Genomic DNA, 23,914 nt, shown 5'->3' on the forward strand with positions numbered 1-23,914 from the left:
CAACCGGCGCGACCAACCGGAACCAAAGCAACCGGCGCGACTAACTGGAACGACCCCAACTGAAGCGACCTGCCGGAGCGAAAGCAACCGACGCAACCAGCGAAGCGACAGCAACTGACGTACCCAAGCGAAAGGACGGCGCCCCGTGACGGCATCCGCACTGCCCGGCCCGGGCCGGTTCGCCATCTACACGGGACGAGTCACCAACTGGCCCATGGTGGTTCTGAGCGCCGCCCTCGTGGTGCCGTTGCTCGTCCTGGGCCGAGCCGGGGACGGCAACCGGCCCGGCCTGGCCGTTCCGCTGCTCGTCGCGGCCCTGGCCGTTCTGGTGAACCTGCTGACCGCCGCCAGCATCCGGACGACGGCGGGCCCGAACGGCGTCTCGGTGCGCTTCGGTGTGTTCGGCTGGCCTCGCGGCACGTACCGCGTCGAGCAGATCGAGCACGCCGCGGTCGTCGACCTCCCACCCTGGTCCGTGTCCTACGGTTTCTGGTGGACGCCGCGCCGCACCAGCTGCACGGTGCGCTCCGGGCCGGCCCTGCGGTTGACCTTGCGCACCGGCCGGACCGTCACTGTCACGGTGCCGGACGCTCACGCGGCCGTCACGGCCATCAACGCGGTCCGGTAGAGCCCCGAAGGCACTACACGTGCGCGCTGGGGGTCAGTCGACCCGGTAGGTCAGGTGGGTGGCGTGCGGGGAGACCCGGACGTGGATCTGGCGGAGGGTGCGTGGGCTGACCCCGGCGTCGAACAACGGTGTGCCCCCGCCGAGCAGCACCGGCGAGAGGTGCAGGCGTAGCTCGTCGACGGCGTCGGCGGCCAGCGCGCCCCGGATGACCTGGGCGCCGCCCATGACCACCACGTCGCGTTCCTCGGCCATCGCGCGGGCCGTGCTGATCGCGCTGCGTACGCCGTCCACGACGAAGGTGAAGCGGTCGGCCAGCCGTACCGTTCCGGGTGGTCTGCGGGTCACCACCAGGACCGGCGGCGCCGCGGCCAGGCCCGCGCCGTAGCCGACCTCGTCGTTCCAGCCGTGCGGGCCGTCGACGATGTCGAACAGGCGGCGGCCCATCACCACCGCGCCGGTCGCGTCGGTGGCCGACGCCAGCACCTCGCGGTCCACCGGGTCGGTGCTGAAGGCCCAGGTGTGCAGGCCCTCACCGCCGCTGCCCAGGCCGCTGTCGGGTCCGGGGTCCGGCCCGGTCACGTATCCGTCGAGCGACACCGAGATGTCGGCGACCACCTTGCCCATGTGCACTCCCCGGCTCGTCGCTGCTTCGAGCCGAGCATGCCACCCGGGTACGACGGATCAGGCCGGCGGGATGAGCCGCGAGCCGGTCCAGGCCAGGCCCATGCCGGCGGCCAGCAGCAGCAGCGCGCCCACGGTGGGCAGCGGGCGCATCGCGTGCGACCCGGCACCGATCGACACGGCCGCGAGCATCAGCAGCACGCCGTCGGCCGGGTTGACCAGCTTGGAACGGAAGACCGCCCAGCCCAGCAGCAGCCAGCCGGTGCCGGTCACGGCCGCCGCGACCAGCGAGGCGGTGTGCACCTGGGCGGCGCTGAGGCCGATGCCGTCCGGGCCGGTGCCGGTCGGCAGCGCGGCCAGCGGCAGCAGCATGATGAAGCCGGCCATGGCGATGAGCAGCCCGGCGACGGCCGAGCGGCGGGTGCGGGAACCGGCCAGCAGCCCGGCGAGGCCGATCATGGCGATGGCGCAGAACCAGCCGGCGGCCAGCTTGAGCAGCAGGGGGCCGGGCGGAGCGGAGAGGCCCAGCGTGGACCAGCCGTAGAGGGCCGCGCCGATCGGCAGGGCCCAGAGCGAGACACGCGCATAGCGACGCACCGACCAGATCCAGACGGCTTCGCGCACCGGCAGGTGATGCTCCGCGACGGCGCCCGGCCCCGCGGCGCCGACCCAGGCCGGCGCCACCCGCAGCGGCCGTCCACTGGCAGTCTGGTTCTGACTAATGCTCATGGCTCATGGCTCCGCCTCGTGGTGGGCTCACAGCCGAGCGGCCCGGGGGTACCGGTCGGAATCCTCGGTCAGCATGGCAAAACCCCGCGCACAGCGCGGGGTTTTGCGTTATTCGCTCCGATCTTGCACCGCCCGGGCGGACGTCAGGCGCGTTCGGGCTCCCCCACGCCGTTGTAGTCGGCACCCCCGAGCGCCGCCGACGGCGGCACCGTGGACGGGGCCGGCAGACCGCGCGGACCGCTGTCGCCGGAGACCTGCGCCTCGGCCGCACGGACCTGGGCGTTCACGGCGGCGGCCTCCTGGGCCGCGGCCTCGGCCGCCTCGGCCGCCTCACGCTCGACCGCACCGGCGTCGACCGTCGACGCCGGCAGGTCGCCGACCATGTTGGCCAGTCCGCCCAGCGCGCCGCCCATGCCCTCCAGGGCCCGGGTCAGCTCGGTCGGCACGATCCAGACCTTGTTGGCCGAGCCGTTGGCGATCTGCGGCAGGGCCTGCAGGTACTGGTACGCCAGCACCTTCTGGCTCGGGTTGGCCTCGTGGATCGCGTTGAACACCGTCCGGATGGCCTTGGCCTGACCCTCGGCGGTCAGGATCCGGGCCTGCCGGTCACCGTCGGCGCGCAGCACCGCGGACTGCTTGTCACCCTCGGCCGTGAGGATCTGCGACTGCTTGACACCCTCGGCGGTCAGGATCGCGGCGCGGCGGTCCCGCTCGGCGCGCATCTGCTTCTCCATCGAGTCACGGATGCTCGGCGGCGGCTCGATCGCCTTGATCTCGACCCGGGTGACCTTGACGCCCCACCGGCCGGTGGTCTCGTCGAGCACCCCGGACAGGTGCCGGTTGATCTCCTCGCGGCTGGTCAGCGCCCGCTCCAGGTCGAGCGAGCCGATGACGTTGCGCAGCGTGGTGACGGTCAGCTGCTCGATGGCCTGGAGGAAGTTCGCGATCTCGTACGTCGCCCGCACCGGGTCGACGACCTTGAAGTAGAGCACCGTGTCGATCGAGACCACCAGGTTGTCCGAGGTGATCACCGGCTGCGGCGGGAAGCTGACCACGTTCTCCCGCATGTCCACCTTGGTACGGACCGTGTCGATGAACGGCACCAGCAGGTTGAGCCCCGGGGACAGGGTGCGCTTGTACTTACCCAGCCGCTCCACCACGTCGTGCCGCTGCTGCGGGACGATGCGGACCGACCGAACCAGCGTGATCACCGCAAAAAGGGCGATCACGAAGATGAGTACACCGATAGCAACTTCCATGGCGTCCTCTTTTCTCTTGTATGTGTGCCGTCTGCTCAGAGGTTCGGATGTTCGTCGCGCCACACGATCGCCGTGGCGCCCTTCACTTTGATGACCCGGACCCGGTCGCCGGGCGCGTACTTCTCGTCGCCGTCGAAGGAACGCGCCGTCCAGAGCTCACCGTCGATCTTGACGAGCCCGTGGTCGGCGGTCACCTCCTCCAGCACCGTCGCCTGCGAGCCCTCGATGGCCTCGATGCCGAACGGCGTGTCGCCCGTCTCCGCGGCGGACTTCGCGTGCCGCATGATGATGGGCCGGATCGCGGCGACGGAGAGGCCGGAGACGATGGCGAACACGATCGCCTGCAGCAGCACGGGGGCACCGAGAGCCGCCGCACCGGCCGCGGCGAGAGCACCGACGGCGAAGAAGATGACGAGGAAAGTCGCGGTGAAGGCCTCGGCGATCGCGAGGGCGATGGCGAGGACGATCCAGAGAACGCTTTCCATACCCAGATCGTGACACGTCCGCGCTCGCACGGCGACGTCCCGTCACGTCGGGTTCTTCCGTAGCCAGATCGGCGCCGTTCAGTTAAACCTTGGACCGTCCCCGCCCGAGAGAGGCCCACCGTGTCCCTGCTGCCGGAAACCGGCCGACGCGTCACCGGGATCGTCGCCCGCGCGCAGTCCGCGGGCCGCGCGCCGTCCGTGGCGCTGGCGGTCGTCCGCGACCGCTCGCTGCTGCATTTCACCGGCGCCGGGGAGACCCCGCCGCCCGACCCCAAGACCCAGTACCGGCTCGGCTCGATCACCAAGACGCTGACCGCCACCATGGTGATGCAGCTGCGCGACGAGGGCTTCTTCGCCCTCGACGACCTGCTCTACCGGCACCTGCCGGGCACCTCGGTGGGCGGGCTGACACTGCGTCAGCTGCTCGGGCACGTCTCCGGCCTGCAACGCGAGCCGGACGGGCCCTGGTGGGAGCGCAGCGCCGGCGGCGATGTCGACCAGCTGCTGGCCGAGCTGGCCGACAAGGTCGCCGGTCCGCCGTTTCACACCTACCACTACTCCAACCTGGCCTACGGGCTGCTCGGCGCGGTGCTGCAGCGCGTCACCGGGGAGTCCTGGACCGACCTGGTCGGCAAGCGGGTGCTCGACCCGCTGGGCATGAAGCGGACCACGTACGCGCCGGTCGAGCCGTACGCCCGCGGTTACGTCGTGCACGAGCTGGACGACAGCCTGCACGAGGAGCCGCGGCTGGACGCCGGCGCGATGGCCCCGGCCGGACAGCTCTGGTCGACGGTGACCGACATGGCCAAGTGGGCGGCGTTCCTGGCCGATCCCGCGCCGGCCGTGCTGAGCCGGGAGACCGTCGACGAGATGTGCACCCCGGTGGTCATCCAGGACGACGCCTGGACCGCCGGGCACGGCCTGGGTCCGGAGCTGATGCGCGTCGGCGAGCGGGTGTACGTCGGCCACGGCGGCTCGATGCCCGGCTACAACTCCCAGCTGGCCGTGCACCGGCCCAGCCGCACCGGCGTGATCGCCTTCGCCAACTCGTACGGCCTGCGCGGCAGCAGCATCCGCGCGCTGGCCCTGGAGGTGCTGACCACGGTGCTGGACCACGAGCCGGTGCCGGCCGAGCCGTGGCGTCCCGCAGCGCCGGCCGACCCCGACGTGGCCGAGTTGTGCGGCCGCTGGTGGTGGATGGGCCGCGAGTACGAGGTGCTCGCCGACGGTCCGGCCCTGACCATGCGGCAGGTGACCGCGCCGGAGAAGCCGCCGTGGCGGTTCGTCCGGGAGTCGCGGGACCGCTGGCGGGGCACGGCCGGCATGAACGCCGGCGAGGTGCTGACCGTGCTGCGCGGCCCGGACGGCGCGGCCGAACGGCTGGACATCGCCACCTTCGTGTTCAGCCGCGACCCGATGCACCTGGCGTGAGCAGGGCGTTGAGCGTCCCGTAGTCGGCCGCGCCAACGTCGATGTCCGCATGGTGGCGATCGGGCTGTCGGCCGGTGGCGTGGCGCGCATCCGCTTCGCCGTGTCCTGCCACTGGGAGGTCGTCGCGGCGGTGCGGGTGCTGCGCGATCCGGTCTGACGCCCCCGCCGGCGGCGTCTGCCAGCATCTGAGCGTCCTGCGGGCGGCCGGGCTGGTCGCCGCGCACCGGCAGGGCCGCAGCGTGCTCAACGTGCGGACGGCGCTGGCCGAGGCGCTGCTCAGCTCGGCTCGGTGACGAAGTCGATGAGCCGTTCCATCGCGTTGATCAGGGGCGTCTCGACGTCCTTGTAGCTGTTCACGCTGCCGAGGATGCGCCGCCACATCTCGTACGGTTCGGCGATGCCGACGGCCCGGCAGACGCCCTCCTTCCACGGCTGTCCGGGCGGGATCACCGGCCATGCCTTCAGCCCGACCCGCTCCGGCTTCACCGCCTGCCACACGTCGATGTACGGGTGCCCGGTGATCAGCACGTTCGGGTCGGTGACCGCGGCCACGATCCGGCTCTCCTTCGACCCGGCGACGAGGTGGTCGACCAGCACGCCGACCCGGCGACCACGGGCCGGCCGGAAGTCCCGGACCGCGCCGGCCAGGTCGTCGATGCCGTCCAGCGGCTCCACCACCACGCCCTCGATGCGCAGGTCGTCGCCCCAGATCCGCTCGACCAGGGCGGCGTCGTGCACGCCCTCGACCCAGATCCGGCTGGCCTTGGCCACCTGGGCGCGTACCCCCGCGACCGCGACCGACCCGGAGGCCGTGCGCTGCCGGGCCGCAGCAGCCGGCCGGGCCACCGGCCGGCGCAGGGTCACCACCTGGCCCTCCAGCAGGAACGCGGCCGGCTCGAGCGGAAAATTGCGACGCTTGCCACGCCGGTCCTCCAGCACGACCGCACCGAGCTCGAAGCCGACGACCGCACCGCAGAAACCGGAGTCGACGTCCTCGACCACCAGGTCAGGCTCGGCGTCCACCTCGGGCACCACCTTGCGGCGCCGCCAGTTCCCCGAGAGCACATCCTCCCCATACATGTCGAGCACGTTAAACCCTGCACCCGGACACGCCGCTTCCGACGCTCCGACCGAGACAAGCCAGGCGGACGGCACGTACCCTTGCTCGCATGTCCCCCGCAGCAGATGCGGCGACACTCACGGCACGCCGGTCCACCCGGTTCGTGGCGTGGGTACGCGCCTGGCGGGCCGGCCTCGTCCCGTTCGACGAGCTGGCCGACGAGATCGCCGGCGACGAGGAGCACCTCGTCGCCGATGCCCCCGGCACGTGGACCGACGTGCCGCTGAGCAGCGCGCTGCCCGCGTTCGCCAAGCTGCACCCCGACGACATCCGGCTGGTGCTGCCCGCTCCCGGCGACCCGCGCGGCCTGCCCGGCCCGGGCGAGCTCACCGGCGCGGCGCTGCTGGCCGGCGAGGCCGTGGTGACGCCGTCGTTCGGGGTGGTGCCCGAGCTGCGCCGGCACACCTCCGGCTCGGGCGTGGAGTTCGAGACCGTGCTGTGGCGCTTCTACCCGGTGCCGGCGTTCAAGCCGACGTTCCAGCTGGGCCCGGCCGAGGCGGAGATCGAGCTGACCACGGCCCTGACCGAGGCCACGACCCAGCTGACCCGCCTGGACGTCGCGCAGTGGCGCCCCGAGCTGGCCGGCGCGCTGCAGGCGTTGCGCCGCCCGGAGAGCACCGCGACGCTGCCGCCGGGTTTCGACCCGCGCTCGCGCCGGCTGTTCGCCCGGGCCAGCATCCTCGACCAGGTCCTGGTGCTGGCCGAGCACAACGCCCCCGGCGGCGCGGTGAACGGCTACGAGGCGCAGCAGCGCGACGCGGCGCTGCGTCCGCTGACCACGGCCTGCCGGCAGGCGCTGGTCGCGGCCTGCAACGCCCCGCTGCATGCCTGACAGATACGCGCACTGCACGTTCTGCGGCGCGCGCTTCGTGCCCGAACAGCCCTGGCCGCGCCGCTGCGGCGCGTGCGGCGAGACCAGCTACCTGAATCCGAAACCGGTCGCCGTCGCGGTGCAGCCGGTCGGCGGCGGCCTGCTGGTCGTCCGCCGGGGCATCCCGCCGGCCCGCGACACCCTGGCCCTGCCGGGCGGCTTCGTCGAGACGGGCGAGTCCTGGCAACAGGCCGCGTCGCGCGAGCTGAGCGAGGAGGTCGGCCTGCGGACCGACCCCGGGACGGTACGCCTGTACGACGCGATCAGCGCCCCGGACGGCACCTTGTTGATCTTCGGCCTGCTCCCGGCGCTGTCCTCGGCGGACGAACTGCCGCCCGTGGTGCCCAACGAGGAGGCTCTGGGCTGGGAAGTGCTGCACAGTCCGCAGGCGCTGGGCTTCGACCTGCACACGCGGGTCGCCGACCGCTACTTCGCCCAGGTCGCCGCGGGCAGGTAGCCGCCGCTCAGGAACGGAAGACTGCCGCGAGGCTGTTGAGGCGGTCCGCCGTACCGGTGAGGTCGCCGACCGCGCGGTGGGTCTCCTCCGCCGCGCCCCGCACCTCGGCCGCCGCCGAGCTGACGGCGCCGATGGCCAGGCTGATCTGCTCGGTGCCGCCGCTGACCGTGCCGGCGCCCTCGACCATCGTGCCCGTGGTGGCGCTCTGCTCCTCGACCGCCGCGGCGATGGTGACCTGGTGCTCGGCGATCGCGCCGATGATGGCGGAGAAGCCGCTGACCGCGTCCACGGCCTCGCCGGTGTCGTGCTGGATGCCCTCGATCCGGCGGGCGATCTCCTCGGTCGCCGCGGCGGTGGCCTGGGCCAGGTCCTTGACCTCACCGGCCACGATCGCGAAGCCGCGCCCGGCCTCGCCCGCCCGGGCCGCCTCGATGGTGGCGTTCAGCGCCAGCAGGTTGGTCTGCGCCGCGATCGCGTTGATGCTGCGCAGCACGTCGTTGATCTCCTGGCTGGAGTCCCGCAGCCGGGTCACGTTGCCGGTCGCGCGGGTCACCCCGGTCACCGCCTCGTCGGTCATCCGCGACACGTCGGTGGTGTTGACGCTGATCTCGGTGATCGCCCGGCGCATCTGCCGGGTGCCCTCGGCGATGGCCCCGACCTCGTCGCTGGTGCGGGCGGCCGACCGGGCGACGGTCTCCAGTTCGGTGGCGGTGGCGTCGGCGGCCGCCGTCATCGTGCTGCTGGCCTGCCGCAGGCTGCCGGCCGACGAGGTGACCTCGTCGACGGCCCGGCGGATGCCGGCCACGGTGTCCTGGAAGCGGTCCATCATCGCGTTGTACGCCTCGGCCATCTGGCCCAGCTCGTCCTTGCCCACCACCGGCATCCGCGGGCTCAGGTCCCCGCCGGCGGCCGACTTGAGCACGCCGGCGTCGAGCCGCAAAACCCGGACGATGCTGCTCCAGACCGACAACTGCATGAGCACCCCCAGCGGCGCCAGGACCAGCGGCGCCCAGAGCGCGACGGCGGCGAGCCGCTCGAGGTCCAGGCGGGCGGCCGAGCCGGCCGGCAGCCCTTCGGCGGCCGAGCCCGCCACGGCACGGGTGAACAGGCCGAGACCGACCATCCCGCCGACGAAACAGAGCAGGGCCAATCCGGTACGGGCCTTCGGCGGCAGCCGGTCGAGCAGCGTGAACACGGAACCTCCAGGGAATCTCTCCCCTGATCGGCCGCCGCGGCTCAGTCCAGCGCGAATGTGCCCTTCGTCTCGAACGCCGCCAGGTCCTGCAGGGCCCGCAGCACCAGGCCGCCCGAGCCCTTCGGCAGCGCGTCCGGGCCGAACCAGCCCGCGTCCACGCTCTCGTCGGTCACCCGCTCCAGCTCGCCGTCGTAGCCGTCGACCCGGCACATCAGGGAGATGTACTGGTAACTGTGCCCGTACGGGTTCGGGTACCAGTCGCGGGCCCGGGTGTAGAGGCCGAACGGGGTGACGTCCCGGGCCACCAGGCCGGCTTCCTCGCGTACCTCCCGGATCGCGCACTCGCGCAGGGTCTCGCCCAGCTCCATCGTGCCGCCGGGCAGGGCCCAGGTCCGGTCGTCGGAGCGCTGGATCAGCAGGATCCGGCCGTCCGGGTCACGGACGACGCCGTGCGCGCCGATCGAGATCAGCACGCGGTCGTCGCCGGCCAGCGTGCGCTGCCCGCCGATGTACGACTCTTCCCAGGACAGTCCCACTGTCGTCACTCCAGGGTGAAGGTGCCCGCGGTCTCGAACGCCGCGAGGTCGGTCAGGGTACGCCGGACGCCCTCACGCAACGGCTCGGGCAGGGCACCGGGCGCGAACCACCCGGCGTCCGTGGTCTCGTCCGTGGCCCGCACCAGCTCCCCCTCGTACGCGTCGATCCGCGCCGTCATGGTGATGTGCTGGTACGTGTGCCCGTACATGTCGGGGCCCCGCTCCGGCGACCGGGTGTAGACCGCGAACGGGGTGAGCTCGCGGACCTCCAGGCCGGTCTCCTCCCGTACCTCGCGCACCGCGCAGTCACGCAGCGACTCGCCGAGCTCCATCATCCCGGCGGGCAGCGCCCAGGTCCCGTTGTCGGAGCGGCGGACCAGCAGCACCCGGCCGGTGTCGTCGCGCAGCACGCAGCGGGAGCCGACGCTGATCAGGGTGCGGCCGTTGCCGGCCAGGGCCCGCAGCTGCCCGAAGTAGGACTCGTCCCATGACAGTGCCATGCGACCACCCTGCCAGATCGGGGCGGGCGCTCAGCTGCCCGGCCGCACCGGCAGCTCCACCGGGTACGGCTGACCGAAGTCCGCCGACCGGCTGACGTCCTGCCATGCGCCCGCCTCGTCGAGCTGGCGGCGGGAGTAGTCCAACGCCATCTCGCTCGCGTTCACGCCGAGCGGCAGGTGGGTAGGGGCATCGCCGCTCTTGACCGTCCGCACGATGATCTCCGCGGCCCGCTCGGGGTCGCCGGCCGCGCCACCGGCCCCGGCTCGGACCCGGCGGTGCATGGCGCCGATGGTGGCGTCGTAGTCGGCCGGGATGGTGTCGACGGACATGGAGGAGCCGGCCCAGTCCGTGGCGAAGCCGCTGGGCTCGACGACCAGCACCTTGATGCCGAACGGCGCGGTCTCGGCGGCGAGCACCCGGCTGAAGCCGTCGACGGCGAACTTGGCCGCCTGGTAGCTGGCGATGCCGGGTGAGCCGCCGACCCGTCCGCCGATCGAGGAGAACTGCACGACGGTGCCGCCACCCTGGGCCCGCAGCGGTGCGATGACCGCCCGGGAGACGTGGTAGACACCCCAGAAGTTCGTCTCGAACTGGGTGCGGAAGTCGGCCTCGGTGCCGGTCTCGATGGGGGCGACATTGGCGTATCCGGCGTTGTTGACGACCACATCGAGGCGGCCGAAGCGGGCGATCGCGGCGGCGACGGCCTCGTCGGTCCGGGCCGCGTCGGTGACGTCGAGGGGCAGGGTGAGGATGCGGTCGCCGTACTTGTCGGCGAGGTCGGCCAGCTGCTCGGGCCGGCGGGCGGTGGCGACCACCTGGTCGCCGGCTTCGAGGGCGGCCACGACGAGGGCGCGGCCGAGGCCGCGGGAGGATCCGGTGATGAACCAGGTCTGTGTCATGCCTTTAACAAAACACGGTTGCGTTAAGATTGGCCAGTGATGAGCACCTCATTCCAGCGGGCCCGTTCCGCCGCCGCCAAGGAGCAGCGCGAGGCGGCGATCCTGGCGGCCGCGACCGAGCTGGGAGCCCGGAGCGGCATCCGCCAGGTGACGCTCACCGACATCGCCGAGGCGGTGGGCATGCACAAGTCCGCCCTGCTGCGGTACTTCGAGACCCGGGAGCAGATCTTCCTCAGGCTCACCGCGGCCGGCTGGCGGGACTGGTCGGCGGCGTTGTGCGCGGCGTTGCGGGAGTGCCCGCCGCAGGCCGCCGCGGTGGCGGGCGTGCTGGCGGACAGCCTGGTGGAGCGCCCGATGTTCTGCGACCTGCTCGCGCAGGCCCCGCTCAACCTGGAACGCAACGTCTCCATCGAGTCGGTACGCGCGTTCAAGCTCGTCACCCTCGCCGAGGTGGAGGCGATCCGGGCCGAGCTGGACCGGCTGCTCGGGCTCACCGAGGAGCAGAGCGTCGACGTCATCGCGACGGCGACCAGCATGGCCGGGGCGCTGTGGCAGATGGCGACACCCGGCCCCGAGGTCAGCGCTCTCTACCGCGAGGACCCGCGGCTGGCGCACGCCGTCGTGGAGGTCGGGCCGCGGCTGACCCGGGTGCTCACCGCTCTGCTGACAGGAATGCGTCCAGCAGCGTGACCAGGCGCACCGGGGTCTCGTCCATGGCGTAGTGCCCGGCGTTGGCCAGCACCTCCAGCCGGGCGTTCGGGTAGTGGGCGAGCCAGGTCCCCCGCATCGCCGCCTCGCCCAGGGCCGGGTCGTGCTCCCCGGCGATCACCAGCACCGGCACCGGATTGCCGGCGATCTCGGCGCTGAAGTCGGTCCGCGCCCAGGCCGGCAGGTACGCGGCGAAGGCCTGGGCGTCGGAGCCGTCCAGCGAGGCCCGCACCATCCGGTCCAGCCAGCTGCCCGCGAGCCGGTTGCCGGTCGTCAGATCGATGATGGCCCGCCGGTTGGCCGGCGTCTCGGCGGCCCCGCTGAACAGCGCCCAGCCCTGCTCGTCGAAGGGCACGCCGCTCGCGGGCACCGGGCTGATGCCCACCAGCCGCTCGACCGGGTCCGGCGCGTCGGCCAGCACCCGCTGCGCCACGATGCCACCCATCGAATGGCCGACCAGCGAGAACCGGTCCCAGCCGAGCTCGTCGGCCACCGCCAGCATGTCGGCGGCGGCCTCCGCGATCGTGTACGCGCCCGGGACGTCGCGGCGCTCGCCGTAGCCACGCAGGTCGGGGAAGGCGTACGTGAAGCGCGAGCCGTCGATCAGCCCGGGCAGGCCACCCCACCCCCGGGCGGAACCGAACCAGCCGTGCAACGCCAGAACGTGAACAGGTCCACTACCGACAGTCAAAACCATGCCCGCATTGTGCCCATCGGGGGCCGCGAAGCCCAGGACCGCCCGAGTCGGATTTCGGCGGGTGGTCAGGCGGTGAAGCGGTAGCCGATGCCCGGCTCGGTGATGAGGTACCGGGGCCGGGCGGGCTGCGGCTCGATCTTGCGCCGCAGGTTGGCCAGGTGCACCCGCAGGTAGTTGGTCTCGGTCTCGTAGGCCGGCCCCCACACCTCCTGCAGCAGCTGCCGGTGCCCGACGAGCTTGTCCCGGTTACGGACCAGGACCTCCAGCAGATGCCACTCCGTCGGCGTGAGCCGGACCGGCTCCCCGGAGCTGCCGGTGAGCCGCTTGGCCGCCAGGTCGAGGACGAAGTCGGCCGTGGTGATGACGGCGATGTCGGTGCCGGGCGTGGCGCGGCGCAGGGCGGCCCGGATCCGGGCGAGGAGCTCGTCCATGCCGAACGGCTTGGTGACGTAGTCGTCGGCACCCGCGTCGAGGACGGCCACCTTGGCGGCCTCGCTGTCCCGGGCCGACAGCACGATGATCGGGGTCTGGGTCCAGCCCCGCAGCCCCTCGACGACCGTGACACCGTCGAGGTCGGGCAGGCCCAGGTCGATGATCGCCAGGTCCGGCGGGGTCCGGGCGGCCAGGGCCAGCGCGGTGGTGCCGTCGGCGGCCGTGACCACCTCGTACCGGCGGGCGGTGAGGTTGATCCGCAGCGCGCGCAGCAGGTGGGTGTCGTCGTCGACCAGCAGGATCCGGGTCACGGCGAGACCGGCCGGACAGCGGCGACGGGCAGGGTGATGGTCATGGTCAGTCCGCCGTCCGGGGTGTCGCCCGGGGTCAGCGTGCCGCCCTGGGCCTCGGTGAAACCTCTGGCGATGGCCAGCCCGAGACCGAGCCCGGCGCCGGCCTGGTCGTTCAGGCGCTGGAACGGCGCGAACACGCGGTCGCGGTCGGCGGCCGCGATGCCCGTACCGTGGTCGATCACCCGCAGCCGCAGCCGATCGTCCTCGGCGCGGCCCCGGATCACGACCGGCCGTCCGGCCGGGGTCGCGGCGACGGCGTTCGACAGCAGGTTGGCCACGACGCGTTCGAGCAGGCCGGCGTCGGCCTCGGCCCAGGGCAGGTCGTCGGGGATGTCCACGTCGACGGCGACGCCGTGGGTGTCGGTGATCATGACAGCCCGGGCCACGACGGCGTCCAGGGCGGTCGGGCCGGAGTGCACGGACAGCACCCCGGCCTCCAGGCGGCTCAGCGACAGCAGATTGTCCACGACCGTGGTCAACCGGTCGGTGGACTCCTCCACGGTGGCCAGCAGCTCCGCCCGGTCGTCCGCGCTGAACTCGACGTCGGACTGCCGCAGGCTCGACACCGCGGCCTTGATGCCGGCGAGCGGCGTACGCAGGTCGTGGCCGACCGCGCCGAGCAGCGCGGCCCGGACCCGGTCGATCTGGGCCAGTTCCTCGGCCCGGGCGGCCTGACCGGCGAGCCGCTGGGTCTGCAGAGTCCGGGCCGCGGTGGCGGCCAGGCGCTGCAGGGCCCGCCGGTCCTCGGCGAACAGCTGCGGCCCCCACCCGTTCAGCCGCACCCCTCCCCCGGCCGCGACGGACAGCGCCGGCTCGCCGTGCGGTGGCGGCCCGACCTCCTCGACCGTGCGTCCGTCGTCGGTGAGCGCGATGGTGTCCATCCGGTAGGTCAGCCGGACCTGCTCCAGCAGCCGGGTCAGGGAGGCCCGCTCGATCGGCTGGGTGCTGACCGCGGCGAGCAGGGCCGCCTCGGCGTCCCGGCGCTCGGCGGTGGCCCGGTGCCGGGCGGCCAGCTCGACGGCCAGGCTCACCACCGCGGCGACCCCGGCGTAGACGACCAGCACGACGACGTCGTCGGCCGTCTCGACCGCCAGGGTGTGCAGCGGCACGATGAAGAAGTAGTTGACCAGCAGGCCCGCGACGCCGGCGGCGGCCACCGCGGGCACCCAGCCGCCGACCATGGCGGCGAGGACCACAGGCACGAGATAGAGCAGCACCACGCCGGCCAGCGACAGGTCACCGCGGGCGGGCACCAGCACGGCGCTGGCCGCGGTCAGCCCGGCCGCCGCCACCGCCACGCCGGTGCCGGCCCGCCGCCACGCCCGGCGGTGCCGATCGCCCGGCCCTGCTGAGGTTCCCATGATGCTCAGGTGTACCCGATCGGCGGCTACGACCGGCGCCGACCGGCCGCAACCGGGTCCCGGTGCGGCTTGGTCCGGCTCGACTCCAGCTGCCAGGGCACGCTGACGACCATGACGCGGCGCTGGAAGAGCAGCCGGGCCTTGAGCCGCAACGCGCTCTGGTTGTGCAGCAGCTGCTCCCACCAGTGACCCACGACGTACTCGGGCAGGTAGACCACCACCAGGTCGCGCGGGCCCTCGGCGCGGAGCCGGACGACGTGGTCCAGCACCGGGTTGGTGATCTCCCGGTACGGCGACTCCAGCACCGTCAACGGCACGGTCAGCTCCCGGTCGGCCCACTCCCGCCGCAGCCGCACCACGTCCTCGCCACTGATCGCCACGGTCACCGCGGCCAGCGTGTCCGGCCGGGTCGCCCGGGCGTACGCCAGCGCCTGCAGGGTGGGCCGGTGCACCCGGGAGACCAGCACCACCGCGTGCACGTGGGCCGGCATGACCACCCCGCCCGGCTCGGGTTCCAGCTCGGCGCTGACCCGGTCGTAGTGGGCGCGGATCGCGCGCATCAGCGCGTACAGCACCGGCACGGCGATCACCACCAGGTAGGCGCCGTGGGTGAACTTCGTGACCAGCACGATGAGCAGCACCAGCCCGGTGAGCGCACAGCCCACGGCGTTGATCACCCGGGACCGGTGCAGCCGCCCGCGGACCCGGGGGTCGCGTTCCCCGGCCAGCGCGCGGTTCCAGTGCCGCACCATCCCGGCCTGGCTGAGGGTGAAGGAGGTGAACACGCCGAGGATGTAGAGCTGGATCAGGCGGGTCACCGAACCGTCGTACGCCCAGATCAGGCCGGCGGCGATCAGCGCGAGCACGATGATGCCGTTGGAGAACGCCAGCCGGTCGCCGCGGGTGTGCAACTGCCGGGGCAGGTAGCGGTCCTGGGCCAGGATCGCGCCGAGCAGCGGGAAGCCGTTGAACGCGGTGTTCGCCGCCAGGATCAGGATCAGCGCGGTCAGGGCCTGGATCAGGAAGAACCCGGCGCCCCCGCCGAACACCGCCGCGGCCACCTGGGCGATCACCGTCCGCTGCGGGTCGGACGTGCAGTCGCCCGGGAAGCCGATCAGGTCGCAGGTGTTCTCGGCGACCCGCACCTTGGTGATCAGGGCCAGCGCGGTCAGCCCGGCGAACATCGTGATCGCCGTGCCGCCCATGGCCAGCATGGTGCGGGCGGCGTTCTCCGCCTTCGGCGCCCGGAACGCCGGCACCCCGTTGGAGATGGCCTCCACGCCCGTCAGCGCTGTGCACCCCGAGGCGAACGCGCGCAGCGTCAGCAACGTCAGCGCCAGCCCGGTCAGTCCGACCTGCTCCGGGCGTACCTGCCAGCCGGCCGACTCCGCCACCGGCGGATCACCGGCAACGACCTGCCCCAGCCCGACCGCGATCAGGACCAGGATCCCGGCGATGAACAGGTACGTGGGCCAGGCGAACGTCTTGCCCGAGTCGCGCACCCCGCGCAGGTTCATCGCCGTCAGCACCGCCACGAAGCCGACGTTGATCAGCACCCGGTGCGGCTGCAGCGACGGCACCGCCGAGATGATGTTGTCCACCCCGGCGGCCACCGACACGGCCACCGTCATCACGTAGTCGACCATCAGCGCCGCCGCGACCACGAGACCGGCCGAGCGGCCCAGGTTCCGGGAAGCCACCTCGTACGACCCGCCGCCGCCCGGATAGGCCCGCACCACCTGCCGGTACGACGCCACCACCACGGCCAGCAGCACCACCACGGCCACCGCCACCCACGGCGCCACGTACAGGTAGGCCAGCCCGCCGAGGGTCAGCACGAGCAGGATCTCCTGCGTGGCGTAGGCCACCGACGACAACGGGTCGGAGGCGAAGATCGGCAACGCGAGCCGCTTGGGCAGCAGGGTCTCACCGAGGCGGTCACTCCGCAGCGGAGGACCCACCAGCACACGTTTCACAGTGGTCAGCACGGGCCCAGTGAAGCCCCGCCCCGCGCCGGCACGGCGAATCTTGACGTGTTCTTGACGCGCCGCCCGGCACTCTTGGCGGCTCCTTGACCCCGCGGGCGTCCGGATCAGCCGTTGCGGATCTCCGGGGTGCAGTTCTCCCGGCGGGGCGTGTCACGCCACAGGCAGATCTGCACGGTGACCGGCTGCCCGCCGATGGTCGTGGCCACCGCCGGGGTGTGCACGTAGCCGCGCTCGGTCACGGCCAGCGGCGCCGGGCAGCTGTGCCATTGTTCGCCCCCGGCGCGCCAGCGGACGCGGGCACCGCCGGAGTGCGGGTCGTGGTCGTCCGAGCCGGCCCGGCCCCAGTAGTAGGTGCGGCCCTGGTGGCGGGCGTAGCGGGCGGAGCCGTTCATCTGGTCGAAGTCCAGGGTGGGGCTCAGCCGGGTGGCCAGGTCGTCGTCGAAGAGCCGGGGCGTGTCGGCGATGACGTCGTCGCCCGTGGTGTCCGACCGGCACGCGGCCTCGCCGGCCGGCTCGTCGCCGGCGGGCTCCTCACCGCGGGTGGCGACGACCAGCCCCGCCGCGGCGAGTGCCAGGACCAGCAGGACGACGCCGGCCAGGACCGCCCGATGACGCCGGGGACGACGGGTGGTGAACGTGGCGTCGATGATGACCGGCCCGTCGCGGAGATCCCGGCCGTCGGCGTGATCCCGGTCGTCGCCGTGATCCGGGCCGTCGGCGGTCCGGGCCGGCTCGGCACGCTGCGGGGTGCCGCCACCGCGCGAGGCGGGCAGCAGGCTCGGGGCCCGCCGGTCGGCCTCCTCCGCGGCCGCCACGAGCGCGGCGACATGGGCACAGGCCACGGCGAGACGCTCGGCGTCGGCCTCGGCGAAGGGCGCCCGCGCGATGAGGTGCGCCGCCCGGGCGACCGCGGTGACGAGGACCGGTTCGGTGAGGTAGCGCAGCTCCCCGGCGAGGACGCCCGCGACGATGTCCATGTCCACCGAGACACCGGGGGCCAGGCGCCGGCTGCGGATCACCTCGGCCAGGTGGCGCAGGGAGCCGGGCTGACGCCGGCGGCGCGGCGGTGGTGCTCCCGGCGGCGGTGTGTAGACGCCGTCGCGGCTCGCGTGGGCCGCTGCCGCCTCCAGGTTCGAGGCCAGCAGCCGCGCGGCGTCGTGAGCTTCTTTCCACCATGGCGCCAGCGGTTCCGGCACGAACGTCACCTCCGGGAATCGACGGCGTTCATTGTGCCAGCACCGGATCATCTGTCTGCGGGGGACAGAAAGCCGCTGTTCAGGGACGGATCGGCGTTCCACCCGGCCCTTCGTCTGTCCAGCATGGAGGGCGGCCGGCCACCGAACCCCATCCACCGTGAGGAGCTATCCGTGCTCGTGAAACGTCTCGTCGGAGCCGCTGTCGCCGCGGCTCTCGCCATCCCGCTGTCGCTGGGTGGCGCCGCGCCCGCACAGGCGGCGCCGACCAGCGTCTACGGCATCTACAACTCGGGGTCGGTCGGCCTCGGGGTGCTGCAGAACTGGCGGACGACCGGGTCGAACTACGACCGGATCCTGCCCTCGGGCAACTGGACCGACTACAACCTCGGCTGGGGGCACGCCGGCGGGGTCTACATCGGCTCGGGCTACTGCGCCGCGCGGTACACCTCCGCCACCGGCCAGCCCGGGACCTGGAACCCGGCCGGCAGCGACTTCCGGGGACCCAACCGGTTCCGGCTGGCCGGGAACTACTTCGTGCAGATCTACCCGTACCACTGCTGACCGCCCCCACTCACCCAAGGACGTGCCCATGCGAAAGCTCATCGTCGCCGCCCTGCTGGCGGTCACGGCCGCCCTCACCGGCGCCGCACCCGCGCAGGCGGCCAGCACAGCCAAAGCCATCCTGAACGGCAGCAGCGTCGGGATCGGCGTGCTCTACGACTACCGCTCCTCGGGATACGACGAGGTCCTGCCGTCCGGCGCCTACACCACCAGCCTCGGCTGGCCGCACGCCGGCGGCGTCTACATCGGCTCGGGCTACTGCGCCCAGCGGTGGACGTGGAACGAGTCACAGGGCAAGTGGATCCGCGCCGGCAGTGACTGGACGGCCGGCAATCACGCCGTCACCAGCGGCATCGTCAAGATCGTGGCCTACCGGATGCGGACGTCCACGGCCTGCTGATCGCCGGCCGGCGGCCGCTCCCGTACGCGGGAGCGGCCGTGCCGTGCACTGAGCCTCAGATCTCGGCGATCAGGTCGGCGACGCTGTCCACGATCCGCGACGGCCGGTACGGATACCGCTCGCTCTCCGCCCGCGTGCTGATCCCGGTCAGCACCAGGATCGTCTCCAGCCCGGCCTCCAGGCCGCACAGCACGTCGGTGTCCATCCGGTCGCCGATCATCGCCGTGCTCTCGCTGTGCCCGCCGATCACGTTCAGCGCCGAGCGCATCATCATCGGGTTCGGCTTGCCCACGAAGTACGGGTCGACGCCGGTCGCCTTCGAGATCATCGCCGCCACCGAGCCGGCCGCCGGCAGGGCACCCTCGTTGGAAGGCCCGGTCGGGTCCGGATTCGTGCAGATGAACCGGGCGCCGTCGTTGATCAGGCGGACCGCCTTGGTGATCGCCTCGAAGCTGTACGTGCGGGTCTCGCCGAGCACCACGTAGTCCGGCGCGTAGTCGGTCAGCACGTACCCGACCGCGTGCATCGCCGTGGTCAGACCGGCCTCGCCGATCACGTACGCGGTGCCGCCCGGGCGCTGGTCGGCCAGGAACTGGGCGGTGGCCAGCGCCGCCGTCCAGATCGACTGCTCGGGCACGTCGAAGCCCATCCGGGCCAGCCGGGCCTGCAGATCACGGGGGGTGTAGATGGAGTTGTTGGTCAGGATGAGGAAGGGCTTGCCGGACTGCTTCATCCGGTTGACGAACTCGGGCGCACCCGGGACCGGCTCGCCCTCGTGGACGAGGACCCCGTCCATGTCGGTGAGCCAGCTCTCGACAGCCTTGCGCTCGGTCATGGGGCTCCTCGGCGTTGCGGGGGCGGGCAGCAGTCGGCCGGGCACTGGTCCCAGACCGGCAGCGTACCGAGCCGTTCCCGGGCGACGCCGTTCGTCCGCTCCTCGACCAGCTCGCGGACCATCGTGACGAACCGGGGGTCGGTGCCGGGGGTGCCCGCGCGGGCGTAGCCCAGGCCGAGCTCGGCCGCGGTGTCCCGGGCCTCGTTGTCCAGGTCCCAGAGCACTTCCAGGTGGTCGGAGACGAAGCCGATCGGGCTCACCACCACGTCGGTGACGTCCTTCTCGGCCAAAGCGGTCAGGTGGTCGTTGATGTCCGGCTCCAGCCACGGCACCTGCGGCGGGCCGGACCGGCTCTGCCAGACCAGGTCCCAGGGCAGGTCCGGTGCGGCGGCGGCGTGCACCAGCGCGGCGGTCTCGTGCAGCTGGGCCTCGTAGCGGCCGCCGTCGGGACCGGCTGTCCTGGCCATCGACACCGGGATGGAGTGGGCGGTGAAGACGAGCCGGGTGCTGGCCCGGCGGGCCGGGTCGAGCTGGGCCAGGGCGGCGGTGACCGCGTCGGCGTGCGGCGCGACGAAGCCCGGGTGGTCGTGGAACTGGCGCAGCTTGGCCACGGCCGGGGCGCCCGGACCGACCTTCGCGCGGGCCTGGGCGATGTCCTCCCAGTACTGCTTGCAGGAGGAGTAGCCGCCGTACGCGCTGGTGGCGAAGCCGAGCGCCGAGGTGATGCCGTCGTCGCGCATCTGCGCCATGGTGTCGGCCAGCATGGGCTGCCAGTTGCGGTTGCCCCAGTACGTCGGCAGCGTGATGCCGTGCGCCCGGAAGTCCGCCGTCACCGCCGCCAGCAGGTCACGGCACTGCTGGTTGATCGGCGAGACGCCGCCGAAGTGGTAGTAGTGCTCGGCCACCTCGGCCAGACGTTCCTCGGGGATGCCCCGCCCGCGCGTCACGTTGCGCAGGAACGGCATCACATCGTCGGGGTGCTCGGGGCCACCGAAGGACAGCAGAAGGAACGCGTCGTACGCCACCGCTCCATACTCCCTCGCCCGGCGGGGTGGCCCACAGCCACCCCCGCCCCGGGCTCAGGCGCCGAGCGCGTGATACCCGCCGTCGACGTGCACGATCTCGCCCGTGGTGGCCGGGAACCAGTCGGACAGCAGGGCACAGACCGCCCGCGCGGCCGGCTCCTGGTCGCTCAGGTCCCAGCCCAGCGGCGCGCGTTCGGCCCAGGCCTCCTCGAACTGCTCGAAGCCCGGGATCGACTTGGCGGCCATCGTGCGCAGCGGCCCGGCCGACACCAGGTTGCTGCGGATGCCCTGCTTGCCCAGGTGCAGCGCGAGGTAGCGGGAGGCCGACTCCAGGCCCGCCTTGGCCACGCCCATCCAGTCGTAGACCGGCCAGGCCTTGGTCGCGTCGAAGGTCAGGCCGACGATGCTGCCACCCCGGCCCATCAGCGGCAGGCAGGCCGTGGCCAGCGACTTGTACGAGTATGTCGACACCTGCAGCGCCGTGGCGACGTCCTCCCACGGGGCGTCCAGGAACCCGCCACCGAGGCAGCTCTGCGGCGCGAAGCCGATCGAGTGCACCACGCCGTCGAGCCCGTCGACGTGCTCGCGCACCTTGTCGGCGATGCCGGCGAGCTGCTCGGGGTTGGTCACGTCCAGCTCGATGACCGGCGCCGGCTCGGGCAGCCGCTTGGCGATCCGCTCGACCAGCGACATGCGGCCGAAGCCGGTCAGCACGACCGTCGCGCCGTTCTCCTGGGCGATCTTCGCCACCGAGAACGCGATCGACGCGTCGGTGATGATGCCGGTGATGAGCAGCCGCTTGCCGGCGAGCAGTCCAGACACTTCGTTTTCTCCGTTTCGCAGAGCGGGGTGAGTGAGCTCAGTGACCCATGCCGAGGCCGCCGTCGACCGGGATGACCGCGCCCGAGATGTACGCCGCGCCGTCCCCGGCGAGGAACGTCACCGCCCGGGCGACCTCGTCGGGTGCCGCGAGCCGGCCGGCGGGGATCGCCTTGAGGATCTCCGCCTTGCGGGACTCGGACAGCACGTCGGTCATCTCGGTGTCGATGAAACCCGGCGCCACGACGTTCGCCGTGATGTTACGGCTGCCCAGCTCACGGGTGATCGAGCGGGCCACGCCGACCAGCCCGGCCTTGCTGGCCGCGTAGTTGACCTGGCCCGGACCGCCGTAGAGGCCGACGACCGAGGAGATGAAGATGATCCGGCCCCACTTGGCCCGCAGCATCTTGGCGCTGGCCCGCTTGGCGACCCGGAACGAACCGGTCAGGTTGGTGTCCAGGACCCGGGTGAACTGCTCCTCGCTCATCCGCAGCAGCAGCGTGTCGTCGGTGATGCCGGCGTTGGCGACCAGCACCTCGACCGGGCCCAGCTCCTGCTCCACGGTGGTGAACGCGGCGTCGACGGCGGCGGAGTCGGTGATGTCGCACTCGACGCCGAACAGGCCCTCGGGGGCGCCGCTGCCGCGGTGCGTGACGGCGACCCGGTCGCCCTGCTCGGCGAAGGCCCGCGCGATGGCCAGGCCGATGCCGCGGTTACCTCCGGTCACCAACACGGTGCGGGCCACGCGTACTCCTTCGTTCGAGGAACAGACCGCTCGCAGACTAGGCGTTACCTGCTGGTAGGACGAAGCCCACCCCTTGTCATACCTGAGTACGACACAGAGATCATCCCGCAGGGGCACGACGGGCCGGGGCCGGTCACCGTAGCCTGCCGGGATGGAGCTGACCGGTCCCCTGCGCCGGGTGCTGCTGGGCCCGGACCGCCGGCAGCCGCCGGCCCGGACCCGGCGCTGGGCCAGGATCCGGCTGTACGGCGTCCCGGTGGCCCTGCTCGCCCTGGTCGGCCTGGCCCTGGTGAACGCCACCTACCTGCTCGACAACCGCGACCTCCACCGGTTCGTCGCCGGTGCCCTGGCGCTCTGGGCGGTGCTGCCGGTGGTGGTCGCCGTGCGCCGCCCGCTGCTCGCCTGGCGCCTGGCCTATCCCCTGCTGTTCCTGGGCGTCCTCGGCGCCACCCCGGACGAGCCCTGGCCCTGGTCGCCGGTGCAGATCTTCGGCTTCCTGTTCGTGCTGGCCGCGCTGGTCCGGCAGGAGGAGTCGGCCGTCATCGCCCTGGTGACCGCGTTGACCATCGTGCCGGTGGTGGCGTTCGCCCCGCGCGACAACATGTGGAGCGTCGTGATGCTCCTGGTCGCGATGGGTCTCGCCGGTGACCTGGTGTCCCGGCGCCGGCGCAGCCGGGCCGAGCTGACCCGCCAGGCCGAGCTGACCGAGCTGGAGCAGGCCCGGCGCGCGGTGCTGGAGGAACGCGCCCGGATCGCCCGGGAGATGCACGACGTGGTGGCCCACCACATGTCGATGATCGCGGTCCAGGCGGAAACCGCGCCGTACCGGATCACCGGCCTGCCCGCGCCGGCCCAGGCCGAGTTCGGCACCATCGCGGCGGGCGCGCGGGAGGCGCTGGGCGACATGCGGCGGCTGCTCGGCGTGCTGCGCGCGGAGACCGACGATTCGTTGCGCGCTCCGCAGCCGGGGCTGTCCGACGTGGTGGCGCTCGTGGAGACCGCTCAGCGGGCCGGGGTCGAGGTCACGCTGGCCGAGGACGGCGTCGCCGAGGTGCCGGAGGCGGTCGGGCTCGCGGCGTACCGGATCGTCCAGGAGGCCCTGGCCAACGCGGCCCGGCACGCGCCGGGCGGCCCGGTGCGGATCTCGGTCCGCGGCACCGCCGAGGCGCTGTGGGTGGAGGTCGGCAACGATCCGGGCGCGGCCCCCACCGCCGTCGCCGACGGCCCCGGACACGGGCTGGTCGGGATGCGGGAGCGGTCCGCCCTGCTCGGCGGCACACTCGAGGCCGGCCCCGCGCCGGACGGCGGCTACCGGGTCGCGGCCCGGCTGCCCTTGACGGAGGTCTGAATGATCCGGGTCCTGATCGCCGACGACCAGGCCATGGTCCGAGAGGGTTTCGGCGCGCTGCTGGCCGCCCAGCCCGACCTGCTCGTGGTCGGCAGCGCCCCGGACGGCGCCGCGGCGGTCGCGGCCGCCCGCCGGCTCGACCCCGACGTGGTGCTCATGGACGTCCGCATGCCGGTCATGGACGGCCTGGAGGCCACCCGCCGGCTGCTGACCCCGGGCGCGTCGGTCCGGGTGCTGATCCTGACCACCTTCGACCTCGACGACTACGTGTACGAGGCCCTGCGCGCCGGGGCCAGCGGCTTTTTGCTCAAGGACGCCCCCGCGGCGGATCTCGTGCACGCGGTCCGGGTCGTCGCGGCCGGCGAGGCCCTGCTGGCGCCCTCGGTGACCCGCCGGCTCATCGCCGAGTTCGCGGCCCGCCCTCAGGCCCGGCCGCCGCGGCCCACGACGCTGACGGGTCTGACACCGCGCGAGACCGACGTGCTGCGGCTGATCGCCCGTGGCCGGTCCAACCAGGAGATAGCGGCGGAGCTCGTGGTCGCGGAGCAGACGGTGAAGACCCACGTGGGCCGCATCCTGGCCAAGCTCGTCCTGCGCGACCGGGCCCAGGCGGTCGTCTTCGCGTACGAGTCAGGTCTGATCGCCGCGGGCGAGTAGCACCCCGGTAGGGCCTCGCAGTGGGCTCCGTGGGGTGACGCCCGGGACCGGGCCGCC

27 protein-coding genes are annotated in these 23,914 nt (G+C 72.8%); 9 read left to right on the forward strand and 18 right to left on the reverse strand.

Annotation, left to right across the window (positions count from 1 at the left end; translation table 11 throughout):
- The first annotated feature begins 145 nt into the window (after positions 1-145).
- Positions 146-628: a hypothetical protein gene (locus AB0C12_RS13745; protein ID WP_360547606.1), complete on the forward strand. Its 483-nt coding sequence runs from the start codon at positions 146-148 to the stop codon at positions 626-628.
- A gap of 33 nt (positions 629-661) precedes the next feature.
- On the opposite strand, the gene AB0C12_RS13750 is transcribed toward AB0C12_RS13745, so the two are convergent.
- The 4 genes from AB0C12_RS13750 to AB0C12_RS13765 all read right to left on the reverse strand — a co-directional run bounded on the left by AB0C12_RS13750 (position 662) and on the right by AB0C12_RS13765 (position 3,722).
- On the reverse strand, positions 662-1,252 hold the full coding sequence (locus AB0C12_RS13750) for a dihydrofolate reductase family protein (protein WP_360547608.1): 591 nt from the start codon (positions 1,250-1,252) through the stop codon (positions 662-664).
- Between the two features lie 57 nt (positions 1,253-1,309).
- Positions 1,310-1,978 (reverse strand): hypothetical protein, encoded by a 669-nt coding sequence (locus AB0C12_RS13755; RefSeq protein ID WP_360547610.1) that lies wholly within the window; start codon positions 1,976-1,978, stop codon positions 1,310-1,312.
- A 143-nt stretch (positions 1,979-2,121) separates the two neighbouring features.
- Positions 2,122-3,237: an SPFH domain-containing protein gene (locus AB0C12_RS13760; RefSeq protein WP_360547612.1), complete on the reverse strand. Its 1,116-nt coding sequence runs from the start codon at positions 3,235-3,237 to the stop codon at positions 2,122-2,124.
- A 35-nt stretch (positions 3,238-3,272) separates the two neighbouring features.
- Entirely contained in the window at positions 3,273-3,722 is a 450-nt protein-coding gene (locus tag AB0C12_RS13765; RefSeq protein ID WP_360547614.1) for an NfeD family protein, read from the reverse strand.
- Between the two features lie 120 nt (positions 3,723-3,842).
- Here AB0C12_RS13765 and AB0C12_RS13770 point away from each other — a divergent pair, with 120 nt between their 5' ends.
- Positions 3,843-5,153 (forward strand): serine hydrolase domain-containing protein, encoded by a 1,311-nt coding sequence (locus AB0C12_RS13770; RefSeq protein ID WP_360547616.1) that lies wholly within the window; start codon positions 3,843-3,845, stop codon positions 5,151-5,153.
- A gap of 276 nt (positions 5,154-5,429) precedes the next feature.
- Here the strand turns inward: AB0C12_RS13770 and AB0C12_RS13775 are convergent, their stop codons facing one another.
- Positions 5,430-6,233 carry a DUF3097 domain-containing protein gene (locus tag AB0C12_RS13775; protein ID WP_360547618.1) on the reverse strand — a complete coding sequence of 268 codons (804 nt, stop codon included), beginning with the start codon at positions 6,231-6,233 and terminating at the stop codon, positions 5,430-5,432.
- Positions 6,234-6,322: 89 nt separating this feature from the next.
- Here AB0C12_RS13775 and AB0C12_RS13780 point away from each other — a divergent pair, with 89 nt between their 5' ends.
- Together AB0C12_RS13780 and AB0C12_RS13785 are read left to right on the forward strand one after the other, a co-directional pair.
- A complete protein-coding gene (locus AB0C12_RS13780) occupies positions 6,323-7,105 on the forward strand; it encodes a hypothetical protein (protein WP_360547620.1) in 783 nt (260 codons plus the stop codon).
- Complete coding sequence (locus AB0C12_RS13785) at positions 7,098-7,601, forward strand: NUDIX domain-containing protein (protein WP_360547622.1); 504 nt, start codon at positions 7,098-7,100, stop codon at positions 7,599-7,601. The genes AB0C12_RS13780 and AB0C12_RS13785 overlap by 8 nt, the downstream gene beginning before the upstream one ends.
- A gap of 7 nt (positions 7,602-7,608) precedes the next feature.
- Here AB0C12_RS13785 and AB0C12_RS13790 read toward each other — a convergent pair whose 3' ends face one another.
- Genes AB0C12_RS13790 through AB0C12_RS13805 form a run of 4 tightly spaced genes read right to left on the reverse strand, consistent with a single transcriptional unit; the run spans position 7,609 to position 10,732 of the window.
- The gene (locus AB0C12_RS13790; RefSeq protein WP_360547624.1) at positions 7,609-8,796 is read right to left on the reverse strand and encodes a methyl-accepting chemotaxis protein; all 1,188 of its coding nucleotides are present in this window, start codon (positions 8,794-8,796) and stop codon (positions 7,609-7,611) included.
- 41 nt (positions 8,797-8,837) lie between these two features.
- Complete coding sequence (locus AB0C12_RS13795; protein ID WP_360547626.1) at positions 8,838-9,341, reverse strand: NUDIX domain-containing protein; 504 nt, start codon at positions 9,339-9,341, stop codon at positions 8,838-8,840.
- Positions 9,338-9,832: an NUDIX domain-containing protein gene (locus AB0C12_RS13800; RefSeq protein ID WP_360547628.1), complete on the reverse strand. Its 495-nt coding sequence runs from the start codon at positions 9,830-9,832 to the stop codon at positions 9,338-9,340. The genes AB0C12_RS13795 and AB0C12_RS13800 overlap by 4 nt, the downstream gene beginning before the upstream one ends.
- Before the next feature lie 30 nt (positions 9,833-9,862).
- Positions 9,863-10,732, reverse strand: coding sequence for an SDR family NAD(P)-dependent oxidoreductase (locus AB0C12_RS13805; protein WP_360547630.1), 870 nt, complete (start codon positions 10,730-10,732; stop codon positions 9,863-9,865).
- Between the two features lie 39 nt (positions 10,733-10,771).
- On the opposite strand from AB0C12_RS13805, the gene AB0C12_RS13810 reads away from it, so the two are divergent.
- Positions 10,772-11,422, forward strand: coding sequence for a TetR family transcriptional regulator (locus tag AB0C12_RS13810; RefSeq protein ID WP_360547632.1), 651 nt, complete (start codon positions 10,772-10,774; stop codon positions 11,420-11,422).
- On the opposite strand, the gene AB0C12_RS13815 is transcribed toward AB0C12_RS13810, so the two are convergent.
- The 5 genes from AB0C12_RS13815 to AB0C12_RS13835 form a co-directional block, all read right to left on the reverse strand.
- Positions 11,385-12,137, reverse strand: a complete 753-nt coding sequence (locus tag AB0C12_RS13815; protein WP_360547634.1) for an alpha/beta hydrolase — start codon at positions 12,135-12,137, stop codon at positions 11,385-11,387. The genes AB0C12_RS13810 and AB0C12_RS13815 overlap by 38 nt on opposite strands.
- A gap of 65 nt (positions 12,138-12,202) precedes the next feature.
- On the reverse strand, positions 12,203-12,880 hold the full coding sequence (locus AB0C12_RS13820) for a response regulator transcription factor (protein ID WP_360547636.1): 678 nt from the start codon (positions 12,878-12,880) through the stop codon (positions 12,203-12,205).
- Positions 12,877-14,283, reverse strand: a complete 1,407-nt coding sequence (locus AB0C12_RS13825; protein WP_360547638.1) for an ATP-binding protein — start codon at positions 14,281-14,283, stop codon at positions 12,877-12,879. Before AB0C12_RS13825 ends, AB0C12_RS13820 begins: the two co-directional genes overlap by 4 nt.
- Before the next feature lie 26 nt (positions 14,284-14,309).
- Complete coding sequence (locus AB0C12_RS13830) at positions 14,310-16,271, reverse strand: APC family permease (RefSeq protein ID WP_360547640.1); 1,962 nt, start codon at positions 16,269-16,271, stop codon at positions 14,310-14,312.
- 104 nt (positions 16,272-16,375) lie between these two features.
- Complete coding sequence (locus AB0C12_RS13835) at positions 16,376-17,467, reverse strand: hypothetical protein (RefSeq protein ID WP_360547642.1); 1,092 nt, start codon at positions 17,465-17,467, stop codon at positions 16,376-16,378.
- A gap of 171 nt (positions 17,468-17,638) precedes the next feature.
- Here AB0C12_RS13835 and AB0C12_RS13840 point away from each other — a divergent pair, with 171 nt between their 5' ends.
- Both AB0C12_RS13840 and AB0C12_RS13845 read left to right on the forward strand, forming a co-directional pair.
- Complete coding sequence (locus AB0C12_RS13840; protein WP_360547644.1) at positions 17,639-18,028, forward strand: hypothetical protein; 390 nt, start codon at positions 17,639-17,641, stop codon at positions 18,026-18,028.
- Between the two features lie 28 nt (positions 18,029-18,056).
- Positions 18,057-18,428 carry a hypothetical protein gene (locus tag AB0C12_RS13845; protein WP_360547646.1) on the forward strand — a complete coding sequence of 124 codons (372 nt, stop codon included), beginning with the start codon at positions 18,057-18,059 and terminating at the stop codon, positions 18,426-18,428.
- Between the two features lie 55 nt (positions 18,429-18,483).
- Here AB0C12_RS13845 and AB0C12_RS13850 read toward each other — a convergent pair whose 3' ends face one another.
- From AB0C12_RS13850 to AB0C12_RS13865, 4 genes are read right to left on the reverse strand one after another with little or no spacing between them, the layout of a single operon-like run.
- Positions 18,484-19,263 (reverse strand): HAD-IIA family hydrolase, encoded by a 780-nt coding sequence (locus tag AB0C12_RS13850; protein ID WP_212992989.1) that lies wholly within the window; start codon positions 19,261-19,263, stop codon positions 18,484-18,486.
- Positions 19,260-20,288 (reverse strand): ferrochelatase, encoded by a 1,029-nt coding sequence (locus AB0C12_RS13855; RefSeq protein ID WP_360547650.1) that lies wholly within the window; start codon positions 20,286-20,288, stop codon positions 19,260-19,262. Before AB0C12_RS13855 ends, AB0C12_RS13850 begins: the two co-directional genes overlap by 4 nt.
- 54 nt (positions 20,289-20,342) lie before the next feature.
- The gene (gene fabI / locus AB0C12_RS13860) at positions 20,343-21,110 is read right to left on the reverse strand and encodes an enoyl-ACP reductase FabI (RefSeq protein ID WP_360547652.1); all 768 of its coding nucleotides are present in this window, start codon (positions 21,108-21,110) and stop codon (positions 20,343-20,345) included.
- 37 nt (positions 21,111-21,147) lie between these two features.
- Positions 21,148-21,852, reverse strand: a complete 705-nt coding sequence (locus tag AB0C12_RS13865) for a beta-ketoacyl-ACP reductase (RefSeq protein ID WP_360547654.1) — start codon at positions 21,850-21,852, stop codon at positions 21,148-21,150.
- Positions 21,853-22,003: 151 nt separating this feature from the next.
- Here AB0C12_RS13865 and AB0C12_RS13870 point away from each other — a divergent pair, with 151 nt between their 5' ends.
- Positions 22,004-23,200 carry a sensor histidine kinase gene (locus AB0C12_RS13870; RefSeq protein WP_360547656.1) on the forward strand — a complete coding sequence of 399 codons (1,197 nt, stop codon included), beginning with the start codon at positions 22,004-22,006 and terminating at the stop codon, positions 23,198-23,200.
- Positions 23,201-23,857: a response regulator transcription factor gene (locus AB0C12_RS13875; RefSeq protein ID WP_360547658.1), complete on the forward strand. Its 657-nt coding sequence runs from the start codon at positions 23,201-23,203 to the stop codon at positions 23,855-23,857.
- Positions 23,858-23,914: the final 57 nt, after the last annotated feature.

The organism is Actinoplanes sp. NPDC048967 (assembly GCF_040649415.1).
In the GTDB taxonomy this organism is placed as follows: Bacteria; Actinomycetota; Actinomycetes; order Mycobacteriales; family Micromonosporaceae; genus Actinoplanes.